Here is a 21203-nt window from a genome sequence, read left to right on the forward strand (position 1 = left end):
TCAGCTTGCTTCAAGATACTCATGATCAAGCTGTCTGAATACTTAGATGTTTTCATAGAAAATCTCCTTAAATCAAGGTTATTCGATTTTCTACTTTTAAACTCAATTATTTTTAGGGAGGATTACCATTGCTTTTGAGTTATGCGCTTACGATCTCTTTTATAAACAAAAAAAACATTCATTAAAATTCAAATGAATGTTTTTCATATCTTGAAGCGATTATAGGTGTGCTGTTATTCAAAAACTGTTTAGAACTTATCTAAATTCACCACAACAGCCACGCCGATACAAAATAAAGCTACATACACGGTAAACCAAATAATCATGTGCTTAAATGCTTTGTCTGAAATACTGCTATCGGCATATTTCTGTGGTTTGCGTGAGTTATCTTCTTGCATATCGACTCCAATCTAGCCAGATTATGGGGATATACAGATTATGTAAAATTCTAAAGCATTGCTGTAGATACAAAATATTTATTAAAAACTATAACAGTTGATTTTAGATACATGCCAATCTGTTATAAAAAAAGAAATTATTTAATGTTTTAAACCTAAAAATAGATCAAAATAAGTAACAGCTGCAAAAAATGCTTGAGTCATACCATGTATAAATCTGAACAATTGGCGTTGAACATTCGGCAACTCATTGAAAATGGTGCATGGAAAGCACATAGCAAGTTACCTTCGTTAAGAGAACAATCACAAATCAGTGGTTATAGCTTAATGACCGTGCTAAACGCTTATCAAGAACTTGAAGCTCAGGGATTGGTTTACGCTAAACAAAAGTCGGGGTTTTATGTCGCAGAACGTCTCAATCAAACTGAACGACCTGTACCAAGCAGTTTGAGTTTAAATGCACATATTCAAATGAACTCTTTGGTCTTTGGCTATTTAAAATCAATTCAGTCTGCAGATGTCAGTCCTTTAGGCTCTGCCTTTCCCAATGCAGAATTACTGTTTAACCCAAAGTTAATGCAAATTTTAGCGCAGCACGCCAAGCGAAAAAGCAGTTATTTTAGCCACGACCACATGCCACCGGGCAATTATGAATTAAGAACCATAATTGCAAATCGCTACTGTTTACAAGGCATACCCACCCATGCAAATGACATTGTCATTACATCTGGCGCATTAGATGCGCTCAATTTGTCATTACAAGCTTTGACCAAACCTGGAGATTTTATTCTATTACAAGAAACTATTTTTTATGGTGCATGGCAAGCGGCTGAACGTCTTGGTTTACAGGTGATTACCATTCCAGAACACCCTGTTTCAGGTTTCGATTTAGACTCATTTGAACAAGCCTTAAAACAATACCCAATTAAAGTCTGCTGGTTGATGTTGAATATTCATAACCCTATTGGCTTTAGTGTCAGAGATGAAATTAAGCAACGTATTGCGAGTTTGCTTGAAGAATATCAAGTGTATTTAATTGAAGATGATGTCTATCAAGAATTGTATTACGGTACGCAAAAACCACTGCCCATGAAGTATTTTGACCGACAACAACGCGTACTGCATTGCGCTTCTTTTTCTAAAACTTTGGGTTCTGCTGTGCGGGTCGGTTGGGTTTATGCAGGTCAATTTTCCAATGCTATTCAGCATTTGCAACTCATGAGCACGGTTTCTGCAAGTCCCTTACTGCAAAATACTTTGGTGGATTTTCTTTCGCATCATCATTATGAAAAACATTTGCGTCAATTACGCAAACAATTGGAAAAACATAAAAAAGTGTTTTATCAGCAATTGAAACAGCGCTTAAACCCAGCTTGTAAAATTCACTACTATTCTAGTGGTTACTTTTTATGGATTGAACTGCCTGCATATATAGATGGCTATACGATTTATCAGCAATTGATTCAAAATAAGATTGGCATTGCGCCAAGTCAGTTGTTCCGTTCTGAACAGGTCAGCCAGAACTTTATTCGTTTAAACTGTTCTTTTGCTTGGAACAGTGATATTGCGACTGCACTGGATGTTTTGTCTGCGGTAATACAGCAACACATCACCCAATATACTCATGCCTAAAATTACAGAGCCGATCACCCGACAATAAAAAAGAGCTGAGTTTTGGCTCAGCTCTTTTGTGATTGACAGGGCTATTTTAGAAGTTATAAATTGCGACTGCATTGATTCGGTTATCTTCACCTGTTTTACTACCATTAACAGCTTCTAAAGCAGTACGTTCACCATAGACATACTCTAGACCAAAGCTTAATGGTTTACGCGGGCTATAGAAAATATTTGCCCAGCCTTGCCATAATTCTTTGTTAGCACGAGTCGCATCAGATTGCGTTGAATCTTTTGGAAAAGAGTTTTTCAAAATATTAGTATAACTTTGATTTTCATCAAAACTCATATAACCATAGCCAAGTGTGCCGTGTATTTTATCGCTGAATTTTTGAGTTATACCCACCATAATTGAATCAAATTCACTTTGAATAAGATCACCATTTGCTTGAGCAACTACGCCTCTGTTTGTAAATGACACAAAGCTGCTATCACCTTTAACATGGTAATAATCTGCTTTAAGGGTTGTGCCAGGGACAACTTCATATTTTACACCTACGCCCACACCCCATGCCATTTCTTCTTCAGAATTAACACGTTTTTCATGGCCCATAGCACGAACACTAACATTTAAATTATCTGCAAATTGATGATTTAAACGTGCTGTTAATGCAGGTAAACGCTGGCTAATTGTGGCATCTTTAGGGTCTTCAGCAGCCACCACCAAATTAGTTTGTGGACTAAATTTTGTAGTATGACGTACCTGAGGTGTACGTTTTACTGCACCACCTACAAATGCCAAAGCATCAATGGTTTCTGGCATATAGTCTGGAATGGCAAAGTTTGACCAAGTTTGACCAATTAACCAGTTGCCATAATTTAAGTAAGCATGACGAATACGTAAATTATCAAAATTTGAACCGCCCAAGAAATCGACTTCAATTTTACCTTTTAGATCTTGATCGCCCACTGGGCTTTTAAAATCCAAACCTAAACGTGTAGCAGAAAGCGTTGATCTTAAACGATCACTACTTTCATTATTGCCTTCTAACGCCACTGCATTAATGTGGTTATATGGCAAATCTCGGCTACTGCCCTCAACCTGATAAGACGCATCTAAACGCACATTACCATATAAGTTGAACTCAGCACCTTTGGCTGTTTTCAGAATTGGACTCGGGCTTGCTGAACTGCGTTGTACATTGGCAATTGCACTTGCTGTTTGCGCATTTTGTACTTTTTGCTGTTCTATCAGACCACGTAAAGCTTGAACTTCCTGTCTTAGTTGCTCAATTTCCGTTTGCTGTTGGGTCTGCGCCTGAGCTGCAACACTCATACCACCCATACTCAATGCAATCATGCTCATCATGAGCGTGCGCTGCATTGTTGGTCGAACCGTTGTAGATTGAAAATTAAAAGATTGGGTTAATGTTTTCGCGTTCATCCTAAACTCGCTTGTTATTGTGCCATCAAATTCTAGCAACAGATCACCATCGCTTACGATGGCGATCTATATCATTGATGACTGTAGATTAATGGAAAGGTAAAGAAATTATTGGGTTGCTTTTTGTGCGACTGGATTGCTTTCTACAGCAGGCTCCGCAGCGGCTTTAGCTTCTACAGACGTTTTTAAATTCACCATGAAGATTGCTAAGGCAGCAATTACACCTGGAATCGCAATAGCAAAGAAGTTCATTTGGTGCGGTAAATTCATGGTTAATAGTGCACCTGTGAGTACTGGCCCAACGATTGCACCGATGCGACCAATACCTGACGCCCAGCCCATACCTGTAGAACGTACAGTAGATGGGTAATATTGTGCGACGAAAGTATAAAGTAAGATTTGTGAACCAATGGTTGCTGCCCCAGCAACTGCAATTAAGGTGTACAACACAATTTGTGGACTGTTAAAGCCAAGCAGAATTAATGCTGCTGCACCACAGATAAACATAATGGTGAGTACTTTTTTGATATGGAAGCGGTCAGCCAATGCACCACCACCAATTGCGCCAATCATGCCACCAATATTCAGTGCGAATAAGAAGATCATACTTGCACCCAATGAATAACCCGCTTGGATCATTAATTTTGGTAACCAGCTGCCCAAAGCATAAACCATTAACAAGCACATGAAGAATGCGATCCAGAACATGAACGTACTGAACATACGGCCTTGCTGGAACAATGCTTTTACAGGTGCTTCATCGCCTTTAGTCACTTCATTCAGTACAAACTCAGTGTCACCATTTAATTGTTGGCTTGGTGAAATTTTTTGCACAATACTACGGGTTTGCTCAATTTCTTTCTTGTTGGTCAAATACATGAGTGACTCAGGCAAGAATTTCCAAATTAATGGTAAAGCCACCAATGGAATAATTGCGATGTAAAACATGATTTTCCAACCAAACTCTGGCACTAACCATGCACCCAACAATGCTGAAGTCATACCGCCAATGGCATAACCACTAAACATCAGCGCAACCAAAGTACTACGAATACGCTTTGGCGCATATTCTGTCATAAGGGCCACAACGTTTGGCATTACACCGCCAATACCAAGCCCAGCAAGGAAACGTAAAATACCAAATTCAACTGGATTACTTGCAAACGCACCTAAGAATGTAAAGCCACTGAAAATAGCCACACAGATCATGATGGTCTTTTTACGACCTAACTTGTCCGATAAGGTACCGAAGGTCATGGCACCAAACATCATGCCAAACAATGCCGTACTGGCCAGTAAACCTGCTTGTACTGCACTGAGCGCCCACTCTTGCATCAGTAGTGGTAATGCAACCCCATAAATGACCAAGTCGTAACCGTCAAAAATAATGATCATCAAACACCAAAACAATACGCCCCAATGGAATGGCGTGAACTTGGCCTCGTCAATCAAGGTATTAATATTAATTTTATTGCTTTGCATCTTGCTTCACCTCCTAATTGTGAAGTCCGTTACTCCAACTCAGATGCACACAATGAATAATAAGTTAAAATTTGTCCAAAACTGAATAGGCATAGATACATACCTAAAAAGTCTATAGTTTTGTAAGATATTGATTTTAAAATAGATAAAAATAACAAGGCGAAAAAAATACTGTAATGTGATGCTTAAAAAAGTTTTTTCAGGCAATTCACATAACAGTATTTTGTTAAAAATATCTGTGCTTTTATATAAAAAATATAGTTATAAATATTTGTTTTATATGGCTTTACTAGAATACATTGCGATCATAAGCAAATGCTTCCAAATCATAAACTTGATAAATGCAGTCAAACAAAGATCGAATGTCTTCACTTTCATCCATATTACGAATTGCCATAAACACAGGACTTACAGCCGAGTCATCTAATAAAGGTATAAAGTGCAAATGTGCCAAATGAATATTTTGTGCGCTTTCTGGCACGATACACAAGCCCTCACCTGCAGCAACAAAACCCAACGCCAATTGTAATTCACGCACTTCACGAATTTTGCGAGGTTCTAAACCATACTCAGAAAACACGCCACGAATTTGGGTAGAGAAGTTTGGCTTGTTGTGATTTGGATATAAAAATAGTTGTTGATCAACAACATCCGCCAAATATACACCTTCTTTTTGTGCCGCAAATGGGTGGCTCGAATGTACTGCAACCATCAAGCGTTCTTCACGTAATAAGATACGTTTAACTGCAGGATCAGAAATTCTTAAGCGTCCAAATCCAACATCTATGCGCCCTTCTTTAAGTGCCTGAATTTGGTCATTGGTGGTCATTTCCACCATTTCTATTTTTAAATGCGGATGCTGCTGCTTAAACAAATACACAATTCTTGACAATAATCCGAACAATAAAGAACCAACGAAGCCAATAGTCACAGTACGACCAGCAATACCGACACGTTTTGTCATCGACTTGATTTCTTCCGCATTAGACAAAAGTTTAACGGCATGTTGGTAAAAGAATTGGCCTGCTTCGGTGGTCTTAAGCGGTCTACTTCCACGCTCAAATAGTTGAATTCCAAGCTCTTGTTCTAAATTTTGGATCTGTCTGCTCAAAGGTGGTTGAGCAATAAAGAGTTTTTCTGCTGCCTTGGTGAAACTTTGCTCTTCTACAACAGCAACAAAATAACGTAAATGTCTGAGTTCCATAGCTCAAAATACCTTTTAAGTATAAAAAAATGCATATTTGATCTTCGACCAATGCAATTTATTCTTTTAAGGTATATCACATAACTGTAATAAAGCAATGATATGAAGGGCAAACCATGTATAAGTCAGTAGAAACTTTGCTGGTGGAAATACCAACCATCCGTCCACACAAGATGGCGGTTGCAACCATGCAAACCCAAACCCTTGTATTAGTCAAAATCACCACTGAAGATGGTTTTGTTGGCTGGGGCGAAGCAACCACGATTGGCGGCTTGGGCTATGGTGAAGAAAGCCCAGAAAGCGTAAAAACCAATATCGAAACATATTTCGCATCATTGCTAAAAACTTTAGCTGGCTTGAATGTTGCGCAAACTTTACAGGTCATTAAAAAGAATATCAATGGCAACCGTTTCGCGAAATGTGCCATTCAAACTGCTTTATTAGATATTCAAGCGCAGCGCTTAAACCAACCTTTAAGTGAAATTTTAGATGGTCGCCTACGCAACTCGGTTCCTGTGTTATGGGTACTTGCATCTGGCGATACAGAAAAAGACATCGCTGAAGCACAAAAAATGATTGCGGCTAAACGCCACAACACATTCAAGCTCAAAATCGGTTCACGCCCAGTAGAGCAAGATGTAGAACACGTATTGGCAATCAAACAAGCATTGGGTAAAGACGTTTCTATTCGTGTAGACGTAAACCGTGCTTGGTCAGAACTTGAAGCAATTAAAGGCATCCAGCTTTTACAAGATGGTGGTGTCGATTTAATTGAACAACCATGTGCAATTGACAACATTGATGCCATGGAGCGTTTAACACGTAAATTTGATATTGCCATCATGGCAGATGAATCATTGATGGGCCCACAAAGCGCTTATCAATTGGCAAAACGTAATGCTGCATCTGTATTTGCAGTTAAAGTTGCCCAATCTGCGGGTCTAATCGAAGGTTGTGAAGTTGCAACAATTGCACAGTTGGCAGGCATCGACCTATATGGCGGCACAATGCTTGAAGGCCCTGTCGGCACGATTGCATCTGCGCATGTGTTCTCGACCTTCCAGAATTTAGCTTATGGCACAGAATTATTTGGTCCGTTATTGCTGACCGAAGAAATTTTAAAAACTCCACTTCAGTACCAAGACTTTGAATTACACCTTCCAACAGGTGCAGGTTTAGGTATTGAGTTGGATGAAGACAAAATTGACAACTTGCGTCGTCAGTAATTAGGAGAAACCCATGCTTTTCCACGTACGTATGGATGTAAACATTCCATTGGATATGCCAGCAGAAACTGCTAACGAAATTAAAGCCGTTGAAAAAGCATATTCGCAGGAATTACAGCGTCAAGGTAAATGGCGTCATATTTGGCGTATTACTGGCCAGTATTCAAACATCAGTATTTTTGATGTTGAGAGCAATGAAGAACTGCACAACATTCTGCAAGGTCTTCCGCTCTACCCTTACATGAATATTGAAGTGATGGCATTGAACCGCCACCCTTCATCAATTCGTGAAGATGACACCTGATTTAATTCGGAAACTGGAGTAAGCACCTTACTCCAGCACCAAAGTAAACATTTAGCAAACCAAGTAAACAAGGAAAGTGGCAGCCAATTATCTCGTTTTTAGTCCAGAGATATTCGCCACCAAAGCACACCTCCAAGGAGAATGAAAATGAATCGCCAAGAAATTGATGCATTAGTTAAGCAAATGAACGTTGATACAGCGACAGGCCCTGTAGATGAACGTGTACAACAAGTTGTTGTGCGTTTATTGGGTGACCTTTTCCAAGCGATCGAAGATCTTGATATTTCTCAGTCAGAACTGTGGAAAGGTCTGGAATACTTTACTGATGCCGGTCAAGCGAACGAATTAGGTTTATTGGCTGCAGGTTTGGGTCTGGAACACTACCTAGACTTACGTGCTGATGAAGCGGATGCTAAAGCAGGCATTACTGGCGGTACGCCACGTACGATTGAAGGTCCACTTTATGTCTCTGGCGCACCTGAAACAGTAAGCTTTGCGCGTATGGACGATGGTTCTGAAGAAGGCAAAATCCCGACGCTGATCATTGAAGGTACAGTGACTGATACTGACGGCAACCGTGTTGAAGGTGCTAAAGTTGAAATCTGGCATGCCAACAGCCTGGGCAACTACTCATTCTTTGACAAGTCACAGTCTGACTTTAACCTGCGTCGCAGCATCATTACCGCTGCCGATGGTCAATATACTGCATTGACGACAATGCCAGTGGGTTATGGCTGCCCTCCAGAAGGTACAACTCAGTTTGTACTGGACAAGCTAGGCCGTCACGGTAACCGTCCATCGCACGTACATTACTTCGTATCTGCACCGGGTTACCGCAAGCTGACTACTCAATTCAATATTGAAGGCGACCAATACCTGTGGGATGACTTTGCATTCGCGACTCGTGAAGGTCTGGTGGCAACTGCGGTTGACGTGACTGATGAAGCTGAAATTGCAAAACGTGGTCTGAAAGGTCCTTTCAAACACATCCAGTTCAACATTGTTCTTCAGAAAGATCAAGCTGGCGTTCCTTCTACTGAAGTTGAACGTCGCCGCGCAAGCGCATAATTTGAAATGGAATCGGGATGTGGTCGTTGCCCCATCCCGATGACTGCCCTCCTTGGAAAGTCGGAGAAAGGACATGCCTCGTATTCCTGTTATCAATACTAGCCACTTAGACCGTATTGACGAATTATTGGTTGATGATTTTGAATCTGGTGAATTTAAATTACACCGTTCAGTATTCACAGACCAAGCCCTGTTTGACCTAGAAATGAAATACATTTTTGAAGGCAACTGGGTTTATTTGGCACATGAAAGCCAAATTCCAAACAACAATGACTACTACACCACTTACATTGGTCGTCAGCCAATCATCATTGCGCGTAACCGCAATGGCGAATTGAATGCCATGATCAACTCGTGTTCACACCGTGGTGCACAATTATGTCGTTACAAGCGTGGTAACAAAGCAACTTATACTTGCCCATTCCACGGTTGGACTTTCAACAACTCTGGTAAGTTGTTAAAAGTTAAAGACCCAGCAGATGCAGGTTATTCAGATTGCTTTAACAAAGACGGTTCACACGACTTGAAAAAAGTTGCCCGCTTTGAAAGCTATAAAGGTTTCTTGTTTGGTAGCTTAAACCCAGATGTTCCTTCTTTAGAAGAATACCTAGGCGAAGCGACTAAAATCATTGACATGATTGTGGGTCAATCTCAACAAGGTCTTGAAGTTTTACGTGGTTCTTCGACTTACACCTATGAAGGTAACTGGAAGTTAACTGCTGAAAACGGTGCCGATGGTTACCACGTGTCTGCAGTACACTGGAACTACGCTGCAACAACTCAGCAACGTAAAGAAAAAGAAGCTGGCGATAACATCCGTGCAATGAGCGCAGGTTCATGGGGCAAACAAGGCGGTGGTTCTTACGGCTTTGAAAATGGTCACATGCTCCTTTGGACTCAATGGGCTAACCCAGAAGACCGTCCTAACTTTGCCAAGAAAGATGAATACACCGAGCAATTCGGTGAAGCAATGGCGAAATGGATGATCGAGCGTTCACGTAACTTGTGTATCTATCCAAACGTGTACTTCATGGATCAGTTCGGTTCACAAATTCGTGTGTTACGTCCTCTTTCTGTCGATAAGACTGAAGTGACGATTTACTGTATCGCACCTGTAGGTGAAGAGCCAGAAGCACGCGCACGCCGTATTCGTCAGTACGAAGACTTCTTTAACGCATCAGGTATGGCTACACCAGACGATCTTGAAGAATTCCGTGCATGTCAAGTTGGCTACGCAGGTATCGCACTTGAGTGGAACGATATGTGCCGTGGTTCTAAGCATTGGATCCAAGGTCCAGACGATGCTGCAAACGAAATCGGTTTAAAACCAAAACTTTCAGGTATTAAAACTGAAGACGAAGGTTTATATCTTTCACAGCACCAACATTGGTTAGATCTAATCAAAAAAGGTATTGCGACTGAAAAAGAAATTGCTGCATCTACTGAAGGAGAAAACGCATGAGCGCGATTACTTTAGAAAATATTGCTCAATTCCTTTATCAAGAAGCTCGCTTCTTAGATGATGAGCAATGGGATGAGTGGTTACAGTGCTACGCTCCTACTGCTTCTTTCTGGATGCCAGCTTGGGATGACGATGACCGTTTAACTCAAGATCCACAGTCTGAAATCTCTTTGATTTACTATCCAGACCGTCAAGGTTTAGAAGACCGTGTGTTCCGTATCAAAACTGAGCGTTCATCTGCAACCATGCCAGATACACGCACAAGCCACAACATCAGCAACATTGAAATTGTTGAACGTGATGGCGATAAAGTCACTGTACGTTTTAACTGGAACACTTTAAGTTTCCGTTACAAAACTAACTACAGCTACTTTGGTATGTCACGCTATGAAATCGATTTTTCTGGCGACAAACCGCAAATTTTAAGCAAGTACGTGGTGCTGAAAAACGATTACATCAACCAAGTAATCGATATCTACCACCTCTAAGACTGTATTCATTTACAGCAAGGTAAAAACCTTTCAGCCAGATGGAATCTTGGCTGAAAGGTCTAGTTTCAAAGATTTATATAGGATATTCAGCCATGTCAAACCACAATGTTGCACTTCAATTTGAAGATGGCGTTACACGTTTTATTTCTGTTACAGATGGTGAAACACTGTCAGACGCAGCTTACCGTCAAAAGATCAATATTCCTTTGGACTGCCGTGACGGTGCATGTGGAACGTGCCGTGCGTTTTGTGAATCAGGTTCGTATGACATGCCTGAAGAAACTTATATTGAAGATGCATTGACACCAGAAGAAGCTGAACAAGGCTACATTCTTGCATGCCAATGTAAACCAACTTCTGACGCAGTATTCCAAATTCAAGCAACTTCTGATGTATGTAAAACTGAAATTCATGCATTTGAAGGTACTTTGGCTCGTGTCGAAAACTTATCTGACTCGACGATTACCTTTGATATTCAGTTAGATGAAGGTCAACCAGACATTCACTTCCTTGCAGGTCAATACGTGAATGTGGGTATTCCTGGTACAACAGAAACCCGTTCATATTCTTTCAGCTCTAAGCCTGGTAACCGCTTAACTGGTTTTGTAGTACGTAACGTACCAAACGGCAAAATGAGCGAATTCTTAAGCCAAAATGCCAAAGCTGGCGACAAAATGACCTTTACGGGTCCATTTGGTAGCTTCTACTTACGTAACGTTGCTCGTCCAGTAGTGATGTTAGCAGGCGGTACAGGTATTGCACCATTCATGTCTATGCTGCAAGTGCTTGAAGAAAAAGGTTCAGAACATCCAATACGTTTAGTATTTGGTGTAACCAATGATTTTGACTTGGTTGCAATTGAAAAATTAAACGAACTTCAAGACAAATTCTCTTGGTTCGAATATCGCACTGTAGTCGCTAACCCAGAATCTGCACATGAGCGTAAGGGTTATGTTACAGGTCATATCGAAAACGAATGGCTTAACGGTGGTGATGTAGACATCTACTTATGTGGTCCAGTACCAATGGTAGAAGCGGTACGCGGTTGGTTAGATGCTGAAGGCGTTAAACCTGCTAGCTTCTTATTTGAAAAATTCTCTGCCAACTAAGTTTGTTAGACATTCAATAAACGCAGTCGGAGAATACAATGAATCGCACAAAAAGATTTGAAAACAAAGTTGTAATCGTGACTGGTGCCGCTCAAGGCATTGGTCGCGGTGTGGCTTTACAAGTGGCGAGTGAAGGTGCCCAAGTGGTTATGGCAGACCTTTCTCCCTATGTAGAAGAAGTGTTGGCCGAAATTGAAGAACACGGTGGCGATGCAGTAACCGTAAAAGCCAACCTTGAAACTTTTGCAGGTGCAGAATCTGTGGTTGCTAAAGCACTTGAAACCTATGGTCGTGTTGATGTGCTCATCAACAACGTAGGCGGTGCAATTTGGATGAAACCTTTTGAAGAATTTTCTGAAGAAGAAATTATCAAAGAAGTGAATCGTTCATTGTTCCCTACTATGTGGTGCTGCCGCGCAGTATTGCCTGAAATGGTGAAAAACCAGAAAGGTACCATTGTAAACGTATCTTCAATTGCAACACGTGGTATTAACCGCGTGCCATATTCGGCGTCTAAAGGTGGTGTAAACGGTTTAACTGCTTCCCTCGCCTTTGAACATGCCAAAGATGGTATTCGTGTCAATGCCATTGCAACTGGCGGTACAGAAGCGCCACCACGTAAAGTGCCACGTAATGCCAACCCACTTTCAGAATCTGAAAAAGAGTGGATGCAACAAGTGGTCGATCAAACCATTGATCGTACCTTCTTGGGTCGCTATGGCACCATTCAGGAACAAGTGAATGCGATTCTGTTCCTTGCTTCTGATGAGTCATCGTACATGACAGGTACCGTTGTACCTGTAGGTGGTGGTGATCAGGGCTAAGCCAAGATCATGACCAACTTCAACAGGATCATTGCTTGACGCAAGGAGGCAAATCGTCAATGAGTCACCTGTTCCAAACTTTAAAAAATGACTGGTCAATTTCAGCCACTGTTGCAGGATTCTTAGCAGTGCTGATCTCCTATTCAGGGCCATTGATCATCTATTTCCAAGCGGCACAGCAAGCCCAAGTTTCCCCAGACATGATGATTTCATGGATTTGGGGAATTTCTATTGGTGCTGCTGTCGCAGGTATCTTTTTGTCCATTAAATACAAAGTGCCTGTGGTCACCGCTTGGTCTGCACCCGGTACCGCATTGCTGGTCACACTGTTTCCCGATATTACCCTGAATGAAGCAGTTGCAGCCTACATCACCTCTGCTGTGGTGATTTTTTTGATTGGAATCACAGGTTATTTTGACAAACTCCTGTCTTGGATTCCGCAAGAAGTCGCAGCAGGCATGATGGCAGGTATTTTGGTTCAATTTGGCTTAGGCTTATTTACTGCAACCGATACCCTGCCATACATTGTATTTGGGATGCTAGCGGTATTTTTATTGGCAAAGCGTTTTAGTCCACGTTATGCCATGATTTGGGTGCTTGCTGCAGGCATTATACTCAGCTTAATGCTCGGTAAAATTAACCCTGTCACCACCAATTTTAGTTTGGCAATTCCACAGTTTATTGCACCTGAATGGACGTGGAATTCAACCTTAAACTTGGCATTACCTTTAATTTTAGTCAGCTTGTCTGGGCAGTTTTTACCGGGTATGGCAATTATTAAAATTAGCGGTTATGACATGCCTGCTAAGCCTATTATTAGTGCGACCAGTATCGCTTCTCTTGCCGTTGCGTGTGTGGGAGGAATTACCATTGTACTTGCCTCTATTACTGCAGCATTATGCTTAGGTAAAGATGCGCACGAACTGAAAGAAAAGCGATATATTGCAGGTGTTGCAAACGGTATTTTCTATATTTTAGGTGGGTTATTTGCGGGTAGCATCGTCATGCTATTTAGCCTATTGCCCAAAGAACTGATTGCAGCTTTGGCTGGACTTGCACTTTTGGGTGCAATTGCCACCAATATTTCAGTTGCAATGAGTAAAGAATCACAGCGTGATGCAGCCCTCATCACCTTTTTAGCAACTGCCTCTGGCATGCAGTTTTTAGGGCTAAGTTCTGTATTTTGGGGCATCTGTATTGGTTTGATCGCACATTGGGTATTAACCAAACGCGACAACTCAGCAGCACCCCTACCTTCAACTCAAAGTTCCAAAAGTTAATGGACAGGCAATTGTCTAGGACACATTATGATTGATAAAAGTCAAACTTCTTTAACAGAAGTCCTTTCGCAAATTAAAGATGGTTCAACCATCATGATTGGTGGTTTTGGTACCGCAGGTCAGCCAGCGGAACTCATTGATGGTTTGATTGAACTTGGCATCAAAGATTTAATTATTGTAAACAACAACGCAGGTAATGGTGACTACGGTTTAGCGAAACTGCTAAAAGCTGGCGCGGTACGTAAAATTATCTGTTCATTCCCACGTCAGTCTGACTCTTGGGTATTTGATGAACTTTACCGCGCAGGCAAAATCGAGCTTGAACTGGTGCCGCAAGGTAACTTGGCATGCCGTATTCAGGCTGCAGGTATGGGTCTAGGTCCAATCTATACCCCTACAGGTTTTGGTACTTTACTTGCAGAAGGCAAACCAACCTTAAATTATGAAGGTAAAGACTACGTACTAGAAAACCCAATCCGCGCAGACTTTGCTTTAATTAAAGCACAGCAAGGCGACCGTTGGGGTAACTTGGTGTACCGTAAATCTGCACGTAACTTTGGCCCAATCATGGCGATGGCTGCCGATGTGACAATTGCACAGGTTTCTGAAGTGGTTGAGTTAGGCGCGTTAGATCCTGAACACATCATCACTCCGGGTATTTTCGTTCAGCACGTTGTTGCCGTTGGCGCAAAACAACCTGAACAATCTGCATAACTGTCACGTGAAGGAGAACATCATGAGCTATACCAAATTAACACGTGATCAAATCGCTGAACGTGTGGCACAAGACATTCCAGACGGTGCTTATGTCAACCTCGGCATTGGCTTACCAACTAAAATTTCAAACTACCTGCCTTCAGACAAAGACGTATTCTTACACTCTGAAAACGGTTTATTGGCTTTCGGTCCACCACCTCCTGCAGGTGAAGAAGACCCTGAGTTAATCAACGCAGGTAAAGAATTCGTGACCATGCTAACAGGCGGCTCATTCTTCCATCATGGTGACTCTTTTGCCATGATGCGTGGCGGTCACTTAGACATCGCAGTATTGGGTGCATTCCAAGTGGCTGAAAATGGCGACTTGGCAAACTGGCACACAGGTGCGCCAGATGCGATTCCTGCTGTTGGTGGCGCAATGGACTTAGCCGTTGGTGCGAAAAAAGTCTTTATCACAACCGATCACGTCACCAAAAAAGGTGAACCAAAAATCGTGGCTGAATTGACTTACCCAGCAACTGGCTTGAAATGTGTAGACCGCATTTACACTGACTTATGTGTGATTGACGTAACTCCTGAAGACATGAAAGTTCTTGAAAAAGTTGAAGGCTTGAGCTTTGAAGAATTACAGTCATTGACTGGTGCAAAGCTGATTGATGCGACTCAGGCTTAATCGTCTTTAAATATAATTTTTAATCCCCCTAAATCCCCCTTTTTCAAAGGGGGACTTCCATCAAGTAATTTTGGGTGGGAATCTCCTCCCTTTTTTAAAGGGAGGTTGGGAGAGATTAAGATATTTGGAAAATAAAATATGAAAAACGCATATATCGTCGATGCCATCCGTACCCCATTTGGTCGTTATGCAGGTGGTTTAGCTCCAGTCCGTGCTGATGACTTAGGCGCATTACCGATCAAAGCACTTATGCAACGCAATCCATCTGTAAACTGGGAACAAGTTGATGACGTGATTTACGGCTGTGCCAACCAAGCAGGTGAAGACAACCGTAACGTGGGTCGTATGTCTGCACTTTTAGCAGGTTTACCGTACCAAGTGCCAGCAACCACTGTAAACCGTTTATGTGGTTCATCGCTAGACGCAATTGCAATGGCCGCACGTGCAATTAAAGCAGGTGAAGCAAACCTGATTATTGCAGGTGGTGTTGAATCAATGAGCCGCGCTCCATTTGTGATGGGTAAATCAGAATCTGCTTATGGTCGTAGTCAAAAAATTGAAGACACCACAATGGGCTGGCGTTTCATTAACCCGAAACTCAAAGAAATGTACGGCGTAGAAACTATGCCGCAAACTGCTGAAAATGTAGCGGAACAGTTCAATATTAACCGTGCCGATCAAGACTTGTTTGCTCTAACCAGCCAACAACGTACTGCTGCTGCACAAGCACGCGGTTTCTTTGACAAAGAAATTATTGCAGTAGAAATTCCACAACGTAAAGGCGAGCCTGTCGTTGTTGCTGCAGACGAACATCCACGTGCATCAACCACAGCCGAAGCATTGGCAAAATTAAAGCCAGTGGTAAAAGCAGACGGTACTGTGACTGCAGGTAACGCGTCAGGTATTAACGATGGTGCGGCTGCCCTACTGATTGCTTCTGAAGAAGCGGTTGCACAACACGGCTTAAAACCACGTGCCAAAATCATTGCTTCAACTGTTGTTGGTGTTGAACCACGTATTATGGGCTTTGGTCCTGCGCCTGCAATCAAAAAATTGTTGGCACAAACAGGTTTGACCATTGAACAAATGGACGTGATTGAACTGAACGAAGCCTTTGCTGCACAAGCATTAGCATGTACTCGTGACTTAGGCATTGAAGATGGTTCAGAGAAAGTCAATCCAAACGGTGGTGCAATTGCTTTAGGTCACCCACTTGGTGCATCTGGTGCGCGTTTAGTCACTACAGCACTGAACCAACTTGAACAAACTGGCGGTAAATACGGTTTATGTTCAATGTGTATTGGTGTTGGTCAAGGTATTGCTTTGATTATTGAACGTGTTTAATCCTCATTAAAAGTTCCCCTTTCATAAAGGGGGATTTAGGGGGATTTATAAGATTAAGGATTTAAAAAAAAATGCCAACTTTTACCTCAAATGATGCGCAAATCAATTACCAAACTTTTGGTGATGCTACAAAACCTGCACTGATTTTTTCAAACTCGCTGGGTACAAACTTCAAAATGTGGCAAGCACAGATTGATTTTTTCCAGCAAGACTTTTTTGTAATTTGCTACGACACACGTGGTCACGGTGCATCATCAGCTCCGCAAGGTCCATATAGCATTGATCAATTGGGTCAAGATGTTGTAAATCTACTCGATCACTTAAATGTTGAAAAAGCGGCATTCTGTGGTATTTCTATGGGCGGTTTAACAGGTCAATGGTTAGCGATTCATCGCCCTGAACGTTTTAATCAGGTGGTGGTGTGTAATACTGCGGCAAAAATTGGTCAAGAACAGGCTTGGAATGACCGTGCCGCATTGGTACGTGAACAAGGTTTACAACCGATTGCTTCGACTGCAGCATCACGCTGGTTTACTGAACCCTTTATCCAAAGCAACGCGACAGTGGTCAACAATCTTCAAAACGACTTGGCAGCTGGCAGCGCCGAAGGTTATGCGAGCTGTTGCGAAGCTTTGGCTAAAGCGGATGTACGTGAACAACTTAAAGACATCACTGTGCCTGTTTTAGTGGTTGCAGGTCAGCAAGACCCTGTGACAACAGTTGTCGATGGTCAATTTATGGTTGAACGTATTGCCAATAGCCAATTGTTTGAAATCAATGCATCGCACATTTCTAACGTAGAATTGCCAAATGAATTTAACCAAGCAGTGAAGCAGTTTATCCAAGCATAAAACTTCATTGTTATTGTTAATAAGTTAAAAGTTAAAAAAATAGAGTTCTTTCGAGAACTCTATTTTTTATAGATGAATCTGCAGTTAGACGAGCTGGACTTAAACTAACTCCACCGCAATCGCTGTGGCTTCACCACCGCCAATACATAAAGATGCCACGCCTTTTTTCGCGCCTATACGTTGCAATGCATGAATGAGCGTCACAATAATACGTGAACCTGAAGAACCTAGAGGATGCCCCAAAGCACATGCACCACCCTGAATATTCACTTTGGCAGGGTCTAAATCAAAAGCATCTATCGCAAGCATGGTTACCATGGCAAAGGCTTCATTAATTTCCCACAAATCTACATCGGCAACCGACCACCCTGCTTTATCTAGCACTTTTTGAATCGCCCCTACAGGAGCAAGAGTAAACTCAGAAGGATGTTGTGAATGTGTCGCGTATGCCACAACTTTTGCAAGCGGTTTTAAGCCACGCTCTGCCGCAACCACATCTGATGTAATCACCAGAGCAGATGCGCCATCTGAAATAGAGCTGGCATTGGCGGCTGTAATCGTGCCATCTTTTTTAAATGCGGGACGCAAACTGCTAATTTTATCGACTTTGGCATTTAACGGTTGTTCATCCTGATCGACAATCACATCACCTTTACGTGAATGAACAGTGACAGGCACGATTTCATTTTTAAAATAACCGTTTTGAATGGCTTCTACCGCGCGGTTTAAAGAGCGAATTGCGTATTCATCCTGCTGCTCACGGGTATAGTTTTTCTTGTCTGCCATGTCTTGCGCCAGCACGCCCATCGACAAGCCTGTTTCAGCATCTTCTAAACCTTCCTGAAACATGTGGTCTGTGACTTTGCCGTGTCCCATACGGAAACCTGCACGTGCTTTATCTAGCAAATACGGCGCATTCGACATAGATTCCATACCGCCAGCGACCACAATCTGCGCTGAACCTGCCTGAATAGCATCGGCTGCCTGCATAACAGCTTTCATGCCAGAGCCACAAATTTTATTGATGGTGGTTGCACCTGTACTATCGGGTAAACCCGCTTGACGCATCGCCTGACGTGCAGGGCCTTGCTTCAAACCTGCAGGCAATACACAACCAAAAATTACTTCATCAATGTCAGTCCCACTTAAACCTGCACGTGCAACTGCGTGTTGAATTGCAACCGCGCCTAAATCGGGTGCTGTACAACTTGCCAGTGAACCTTGAAAGCCGCCCATTGCGGTACGTACAGCATCTACAATTACAATCATTTTTAGTCCCTTATTACCGTCTTTTTAAAGTGATTACCGTAAAAGCCATGCTTTTTAAAATTACAAATAACATCCCTGTGAGTTAGCAAGTAATTCACGTTAAATGTAAATCAAAAGATGAGCATTGCAATCTCGCAAAGTGCTGAATTGCTATGCTTGATTGATCTTAGACTTTTAGGCCTTGCTTATGAAAAATAGAATAAAAGTTTTAGAAATCCAATTTTATTTCACTAAAATGACCTGTTTGGTTCAGTTTTATTGACAACCGATTTGGCTTATGGATTGTGCTATTTTTCACATGATATTTTTTAAATTCATTGGTTCACTGATGAACATACGTTAAAACTTACCTTTTCAAGACCTTGGTGCTATTTTCAAGTTGCTCAAACTGCACTAGACTCCAACATGCTTAATTGGTTGTAATTGGAATATTGATTGATGACGACTCTACGCCAAGAAAATTTCCGACGTCGTAAAGAGAAAATTTTGGCAATGGCTGAGGTTTTATTACTGGAAAATCATAATGATATTACATTAAGTGAGTTGGCTGCAGAGTTAGATATTGCCAAAGGCACAATTTATAAATATTTCAAAAGTAAAAATCAGCTCTATTTAGAGTTAATTATTTTAAATGAACAGCGTTTATTGGATATTTCCAAACAGTATCACCATAACTTTCAAACTTATGTTTCGCAGTACATGCTGTATAACATGCTTAATTCCAACCGTACGATTTTGCTGCACTCGATTGAAGAACGCTTAACCAATAATGAACGTAAACTAAATGAATTGTTTGAACAGTTATACGATATTCGTGAGCAGCGTATTTTAGAAATTAAGGACATCACCCAAGCCTATTTAGAGTCCTTTAACAGCGCGATGTCGATCCGTGATTATCTGTCTTATATTTGGACAGTAACTTATGGTGCGTCGTTATTACTCAATTCTACCCATTATCAAAAAGCTATTGGGTCACGTGAACGCTTAATCAAGCTATATATTAATCAAGCACTGATGACGCCAGATAAAGTATCTGCGATTGTTTGATTTTTACATAGTTAGCTTCGTTGGATTCATTGCTGATCCCGCTAAATATTAGCGTCTAAGTAGAAAGAAATTTGCTTTTCAGAACGTATTAACTCACCTCATAAATTTATTCTCTAAATAAAAAATCCCAAAGTTCAAACTTTGGGATTTTTCAAATTCTTTTGACTGTCTAAAGACACATCATTCTGCACTAATATCTTCAAATAATACTGAAGATAAATAACGCTCACCACTGTCAGGTAAAATCACCACAATATTTTTACCTGCATTTTCAGGACGTGCCGCCAATTTTGCAGCAGCAGCCATTGCTGCACCACTTGAAATACCGACTAAAATACCTTCTTGGGTTGCTGTTTTACGCGCCCAGTCAATTGCTTCAGCACTTTCAATCGCAATCACTTCATCCACCAAATCTAAATCTAGGTTTTTTGGAATAAAGTTAGCGCCAATCCCCTGAATTTTATGTGGTGCAGGCGTAATGGCTTCACCACGCTTGGCCTGAGCGATAATTGGAGATTCAGCAGGCTCGACTGCAACAGTATGCAATGCCTGACCTTTTACCTTTTTGAAATAACGCGAAATACCAGAAATCGTACCGCCTGTACCTACACCTGCAACAAGAATATCGACCTTGCCGCCTGTTGCTGCCCAAATTTCTGGGCCTGTGGTTTCTTCATGAATTTGCGGATTGGCAGGGTTATTAAACTGCTGCGGCAAATAATAAGTTTCAGGATGTTCGGTTGCCAAACGCTCTGCTTCATCCACCGCGCCTTTCATACCTTTTGCAGGCTCAGTCAGCACCAAATTTGCACCCAACGCTTTCAACACCTTACGGCGCTCAATACTCATGCTTGCAGGCATCGTTAGTGTAATCTCATAACCTTTTGCTGCAGCTACAAATGCCAAAGCGATTCCTGTATTACCGCTGGTCGGTTCTACAATATGCATACCTGCTTTTAACACGCCACGTCTTTCAGCATCGGCAATTAAAGCAGCACCAATACGGCATTTCACAGAAAATGCAGGGTTACGGCTTTCCACTTTGGCTAAAACCGTTGCATCGCCAGAAATTAAACGGTTAATGCGTACCAATGGCGTGTTACCAATCGCTTCTGCATTATTGCTATATACGGCAATCCCTAAATTTGCTGGTGTTGAAAAAGCTGCATCTGTGGTCATGATTATTCCCTAAGTTATATCTATATAAACAAAATTTAAATTATCATACCTTTTTATAAAATTTTTGCCGATGTTTCACGAAAATTGTTTTATACAAAAATATGATTAGCTTTCAACAAAATGCGAATTAGAATAAAGAGATGACGACCTCAGTTTAATTGTCGATTTTCTCGGCACTTGGGTTTGAAATTCGCTATTTATTTTTTGACAATAGCAA

20 protein-coding genes are annotated in these 21203 nt (G+C 41.5%); 14 read left to right on the forward strand and 6 right to left on the reverse strand.

The features are described 5' to 3' along the window. Positions 1-248: 248 nt before the first annotated feature. Complete coding sequence (locus tag FTU39_RS02955; RefSeq protein WP_004973540.1) at positions 249-398, reverse strand: hypothetical protein; 150 nt, start codon at positions 396-398, stop codon at positions 249-251. A 207-nt stretch (positions 399-605) separates the two neighbouring features. On the opposite strand from FTU39_RS02955, the gene FTU39_RS02960 reads away from it, so the two are divergent. Continuing rightward, the gene (locus FTU39_RS02960; protein WP_096901620.1) at positions 606-2030 is read left to right on the forward strand and encodes a PLP-dependent aminotransferase family protein; all 1425 of its coding nucleotides are present in this window, start codon (positions 606-608) and stop codon (positions 2028-2030) included. A gap of 76 nt (positions 2031-2106) precedes the next feature. Here FTU39_RS02960 and FTU39_RS02965 read toward each other — a convergent pair whose 3' ends face one another. The 3 genes from FTU39_RS02965 to FTU39_RS02975 form a co-directional block, all read right to left on the reverse strand. Further along, on the reverse strand, positions 2107-3456 hold the full coding sequence (locus FTU39_RS02965; protein ID WP_257224387.1) for a DcaP family trimeric outer membrane transporter: 1350 nt from the start codon (positions 3454-3456) through the stop codon (positions 2107-2109). Positions 3457-3564: 108 nt separating this feature from the next. Continuing rightward, the gene (locus FTU39_RS02970) at positions 3565-4938 is read right to left on the reverse strand and encodes an MFS transporter (RefSeq protein WP_154320738.1); all 1374 of its coding nucleotides are present in this window, start codon (positions 4936-4938) and stop codon (positions 3565-3567) included. A gap of 289 nt (positions 4939-5227) precedes the next feature. Next, on the reverse strand, positions 5228-6142 hold the full coding sequence (locus FTU39_RS02975; protein ID WP_180051709.1) for a LysR family transcriptional regulator: 915 nt from the start codon (positions 6140-6142) through the stop codon (positions 5228-5230). Positions 6143-6258: 116 nt separating this feature from the next. On the opposite strand from FTU39_RS02975, the gene FTU39_RS02980 reads away from it, so the two are divergent. The 12 genes from FTU39_RS02980 (at position 6259) to pcaD (ending at position 17491) form a co-directional block, all read left to right on the forward strand. Further along, positions 6259-7368, forward strand: coding sequence for a muconate/chloromuconate family cycloisomerase (locus FTU39_RS02980; protein ID WP_180051710.1), 1110 nt, complete (start codon positions 6259-6261; stop codon positions 7366-7368). Positions 7369-7381: 13 nt separating this feature from the next. Continuing rightward, positions 7382-7672: a muconolactone Delta-isomerase gene (gene catC / locus FTU39_RS02985; RefSeq protein WP_096901615.1), complete on the forward strand. Its 291-nt coding sequence runs from the start codon at positions 7382-7384 to the stop codon at positions 7670-7672. 147 nt (positions 7673-7819) lie between these two features. Further along, on the forward strand, positions 7820-8740 hold the full coding sequence (gene catA / locus FTU39_RS02990) for a catechol 1,2-dioxygenase (RefSeq protein WP_004973528.1): 921 nt from the start codon (positions 7820-7822) through the stop codon (positions 8738-8740). Positions 8741-8813: 73 nt separating this feature from the next. Then, on the forward strand, positions 8814-10202 hold the full coding sequence (gene benA, locus FTU39_RS02995) for a benzoate 1,2-dioxygenase large subunit (protein WP_096901613.1): 1389 nt from the start codon (positions 8814-8816) through the stop codon (positions 10200-10202). Further along, on the forward strand, positions 10199-10690 hold the full coding sequence (gene benB / locus FTU39_RS03000; RefSeq protein ID WP_096901612.1) for a benzoate 1,2-dioxygenase small subunit: 492 nt from the start codon (positions 10199-10201) through the stop codon (positions 10688-10690). Before benA ends, benB begins: the two co-directional genes overlap by 4 nt. 95 nt (positions 10691-10785) lie before the next feature. Continuing rightward, positions 10786-11802: a benzoate 1,2-dioxygenase electron transfer component BenC gene (gene benC, locus FTU39_RS03005; RefSeq protein WP_154320735.1), complete on the forward strand. Its 1017-nt coding sequence runs from the start codon at positions 10786-10788 to the stop codon at positions 11800-11802. Positions 11803-11840: 38 nt separating this feature from the next. Next, a complete protein-coding gene (gene benD / locus FTU39_RS03010) occupies positions 11841-12626 on the forward strand; it encodes a benzoate diol dehydrogenase BenD (RefSeq protein WP_004973522.1) in 786 nt (261 codons plus the stop codon). Between the two features lie 59 nt (positions 12627-12685). Further along, the gene (gene benE / locus FTU39_RS03015; RefSeq protein ID WP_180051711.1) at positions 12686-13906 is read left to right on the forward strand and encodes a benzoate/H(+) symporter BenE; all 1221 of its coding nucleotides are present in this window, start codon (positions 12686-12688) and stop codon (positions 13904-13906) included. 27 nt (positions 13907-13933) lie between these two features. Beyond that, positions 13934-14620: a 3-oxoacid CoA-transferase subunit A gene (locus tag FTU39_RS03020; RefSeq protein WP_104851986.1), complete on the forward strand. Its 687-nt coding sequence runs from the start codon at positions 13934-13936 to the stop codon at positions 14618-14620. Positions 14621-14642: 22 nt separating this feature from the next. Beyond that, a complete protein-coding gene (locus FTU39_RS03025) occupies positions 14643-15296 on the forward strand; it encodes a 3-oxoacid CoA-transferase subunit B (RefSeq protein WP_180051712.1) in 654 nt (217 codons plus the stop codon). A gap of 138 nt (positions 15297-15434) precedes the next feature. Next, on the forward strand, positions 15435-16640 hold the full coding sequence (gene pcaF / locus FTU39_RS03030; RefSeq protein ID WP_070155120.1) for a 3-oxoadipyl-CoA thiolase: 1206 nt from the start codon (positions 15435-15437) through the stop codon (positions 16638-16640). A 71-nt stretch (positions 16641-16711) separates the two neighbouring features. Further along, entirely contained in the window at positions 16712-17491 is a 780-nt protein-coding gene (pcaD, locus tag FTU39_RS03035; RefSeq protein WP_096901607.1) for a 3-oxoadipate enol-lactonase, read from the forward strand. Between the two features lie 99 nt (positions 17492-17590). Here pcaD and FTU39_RS03040 read toward each other — a convergent pair whose 3' ends face one another. Further along, positions 17591-18760 (reverse strand): thiolase family protein, encoded by a 1170-nt coding sequence (locus FTU39_RS03040; protein ID WP_096901606.1) that lies wholly within the window; start codon positions 18758-18760, stop codon positions 17591-17593. Positions 18761-19198: 438 nt separating this feature from the next. Here FTU39_RS03040 and FTU39_RS03045 point away from each other — a divergent pair, with 438 nt between their 5' ends. Further along, entirely contained in the window at positions 19199-19807 is a 609-nt protein-coding gene (locus FTU39_RS03045) for a TetR/AcrR family transcriptional regulator (RefSeq protein WP_004973506.1), read from the forward strand. Between the two features lie 180 nt (positions 19808-19987). On the opposite strand, the gene cysK is transcribed toward FTU39_RS03045, so the two are convergent. Next, a complete protein-coding gene (gene cysK, locus FTU39_RS03050; protein WP_096901605.1) occupies positions 19988-20986 on the reverse strand; it encodes a cysteine synthase A in 999 nt (332 codons plus the stop codon). Positions 20987-21203: the final 217 nt, after the last annotated feature.

This window comes from Acinetobacter sp. YH12099, assembly GCF_013419195.1.
GTDB classification, from domain to species: domain Bacteria; phylum Pseudomonadota; class Gammaproteobacteria; order Pseudomonadales; family Moraxellaceae; genus Acinetobacter; species Acinetobacter towneri.

Coding starts and splice junctions, on each gene's coding strand:
- FTU39_RS02955 (WP_004973540.1), bottom strand. CDS start 398: ATGCAAGAAGATAACTCACGCAAACCACAGAAATATGCCGATAGCAGT.
- FTU39_RS02960 (WP_096901620.1), top strand. CDS start 606: ATGTATAAATCTGAACAATTGGCGTTGAACATTCGGCAACTCATTGAA.
- FTU39_RS02965 (WP_257224387.1), bottom strand. CDS start 3,456: ATGAACGCGAAAACATTAACCCAATCTTTTAATTTTCAATCTACAACG.
- FTU39_RS02970 (WP_154320738.1), bottom strand. CDS start 4,938: ATGCAAAGCAATAAAATTAATATTAATACCTTGATTGACGAGGCCAAG.
- FTU39_RS02975 (WP_180051709.1), bottom strand. CDS start 6,142: ATGGAACTCAGACATTTACGTTATTTTGTTGCTGTTGTAGAAGAGCAA.
- FTU39_RS02980 (WP_180051710.1), top strand. CDS start 6,259: ATGTATAAGTCAGTAGAAACTTTGCTGGTGGAAATACCAACCATCCGT.
- catC (WP_096901615.1), top strand. CDS start 7,382: ATGCTTTTCCACGTACGTATGGATGTAAACATTCCATTGGATATGCCA.
- catA (WP_004973528.1), top strand. CDS start 7,820: ATGAATCGCCAAGAAATTGATGCATTAGTTAAGCAAATGAACGTTGAT.
- benA (WP_096901613.1), top strand. CDS start 8,814: ATGCCTCGTATTCCTGTTATCAATACTAGCCACTTAGACCGTATTGAC.
- benB (WP_096901612.1), top strand. CDS start 10,199: ATGAGCGCGATTACTTTAGAAAATATTGCTCAATTCCTTTATCAAGAA.
- benC (WP_154320735.1), top strand. CDS start 10,786: ATGTCAAACCACAATGTTGCACTTCAATTTGAAGATGGCGTTACACGT.
- benD (WP_004973522.1), top strand. CDS start 11,841: ATGAATCGCACAAAAAGATTTGAAAACAAAGTTGTAATCGTGACTGGT.
- benE (WP_180051711.1), top strand. CDS start 12,686: ATGAGTCACCTGTTCCAAACTTTAAAAAATGACTGGTCAATTTCAGCC.
- FTU39_RS03020 (WP_104851986.1), top strand. CDS start 13,934: ATGATTGATAAAAGTCAAACTTCTTTAACAGAAGTCCTTTCGCAAATT.
- FTU39_RS03025 (WP_180051712.1), top strand. CDS start 14,643: ATGAGCTATACCAAATTAACACGTGATCAAATCGCTGAACGTGTGGCA.
- pcaF (WP_070155120.1), top strand. CDS start 15,435: ATGAAAAACGCATATATCGTCGATGCCATCCGTACCCCATTTGGTCGT.
- pcaD (WP_096901607.1), top strand. CDS start 16,712: ATGCCAACTTTTACCTCAAATGATGCGCAAATCAATTACCAAACTTTT.
- FTU39_RS03040 (WP_096901606.1), bottom strand. CDS start 18,760: ATGATTGTAATTGTAGATGCTGTACGTACCGCAATGGGCGGCTTTCAA.
- FTU39_RS03045 (WP_004973506.1), top strand. CDS start 19,199: ATGACGACTCTACGCCAAGAAAATTTCCGACGTCGTAAAGAGAAAATT.
- cysK (WP_096901605.1), bottom strand. CDS start 20,986: ATGACCACAGATGCAGCTTTTTCAACACCAGCAAATTTAGGGATTGCC.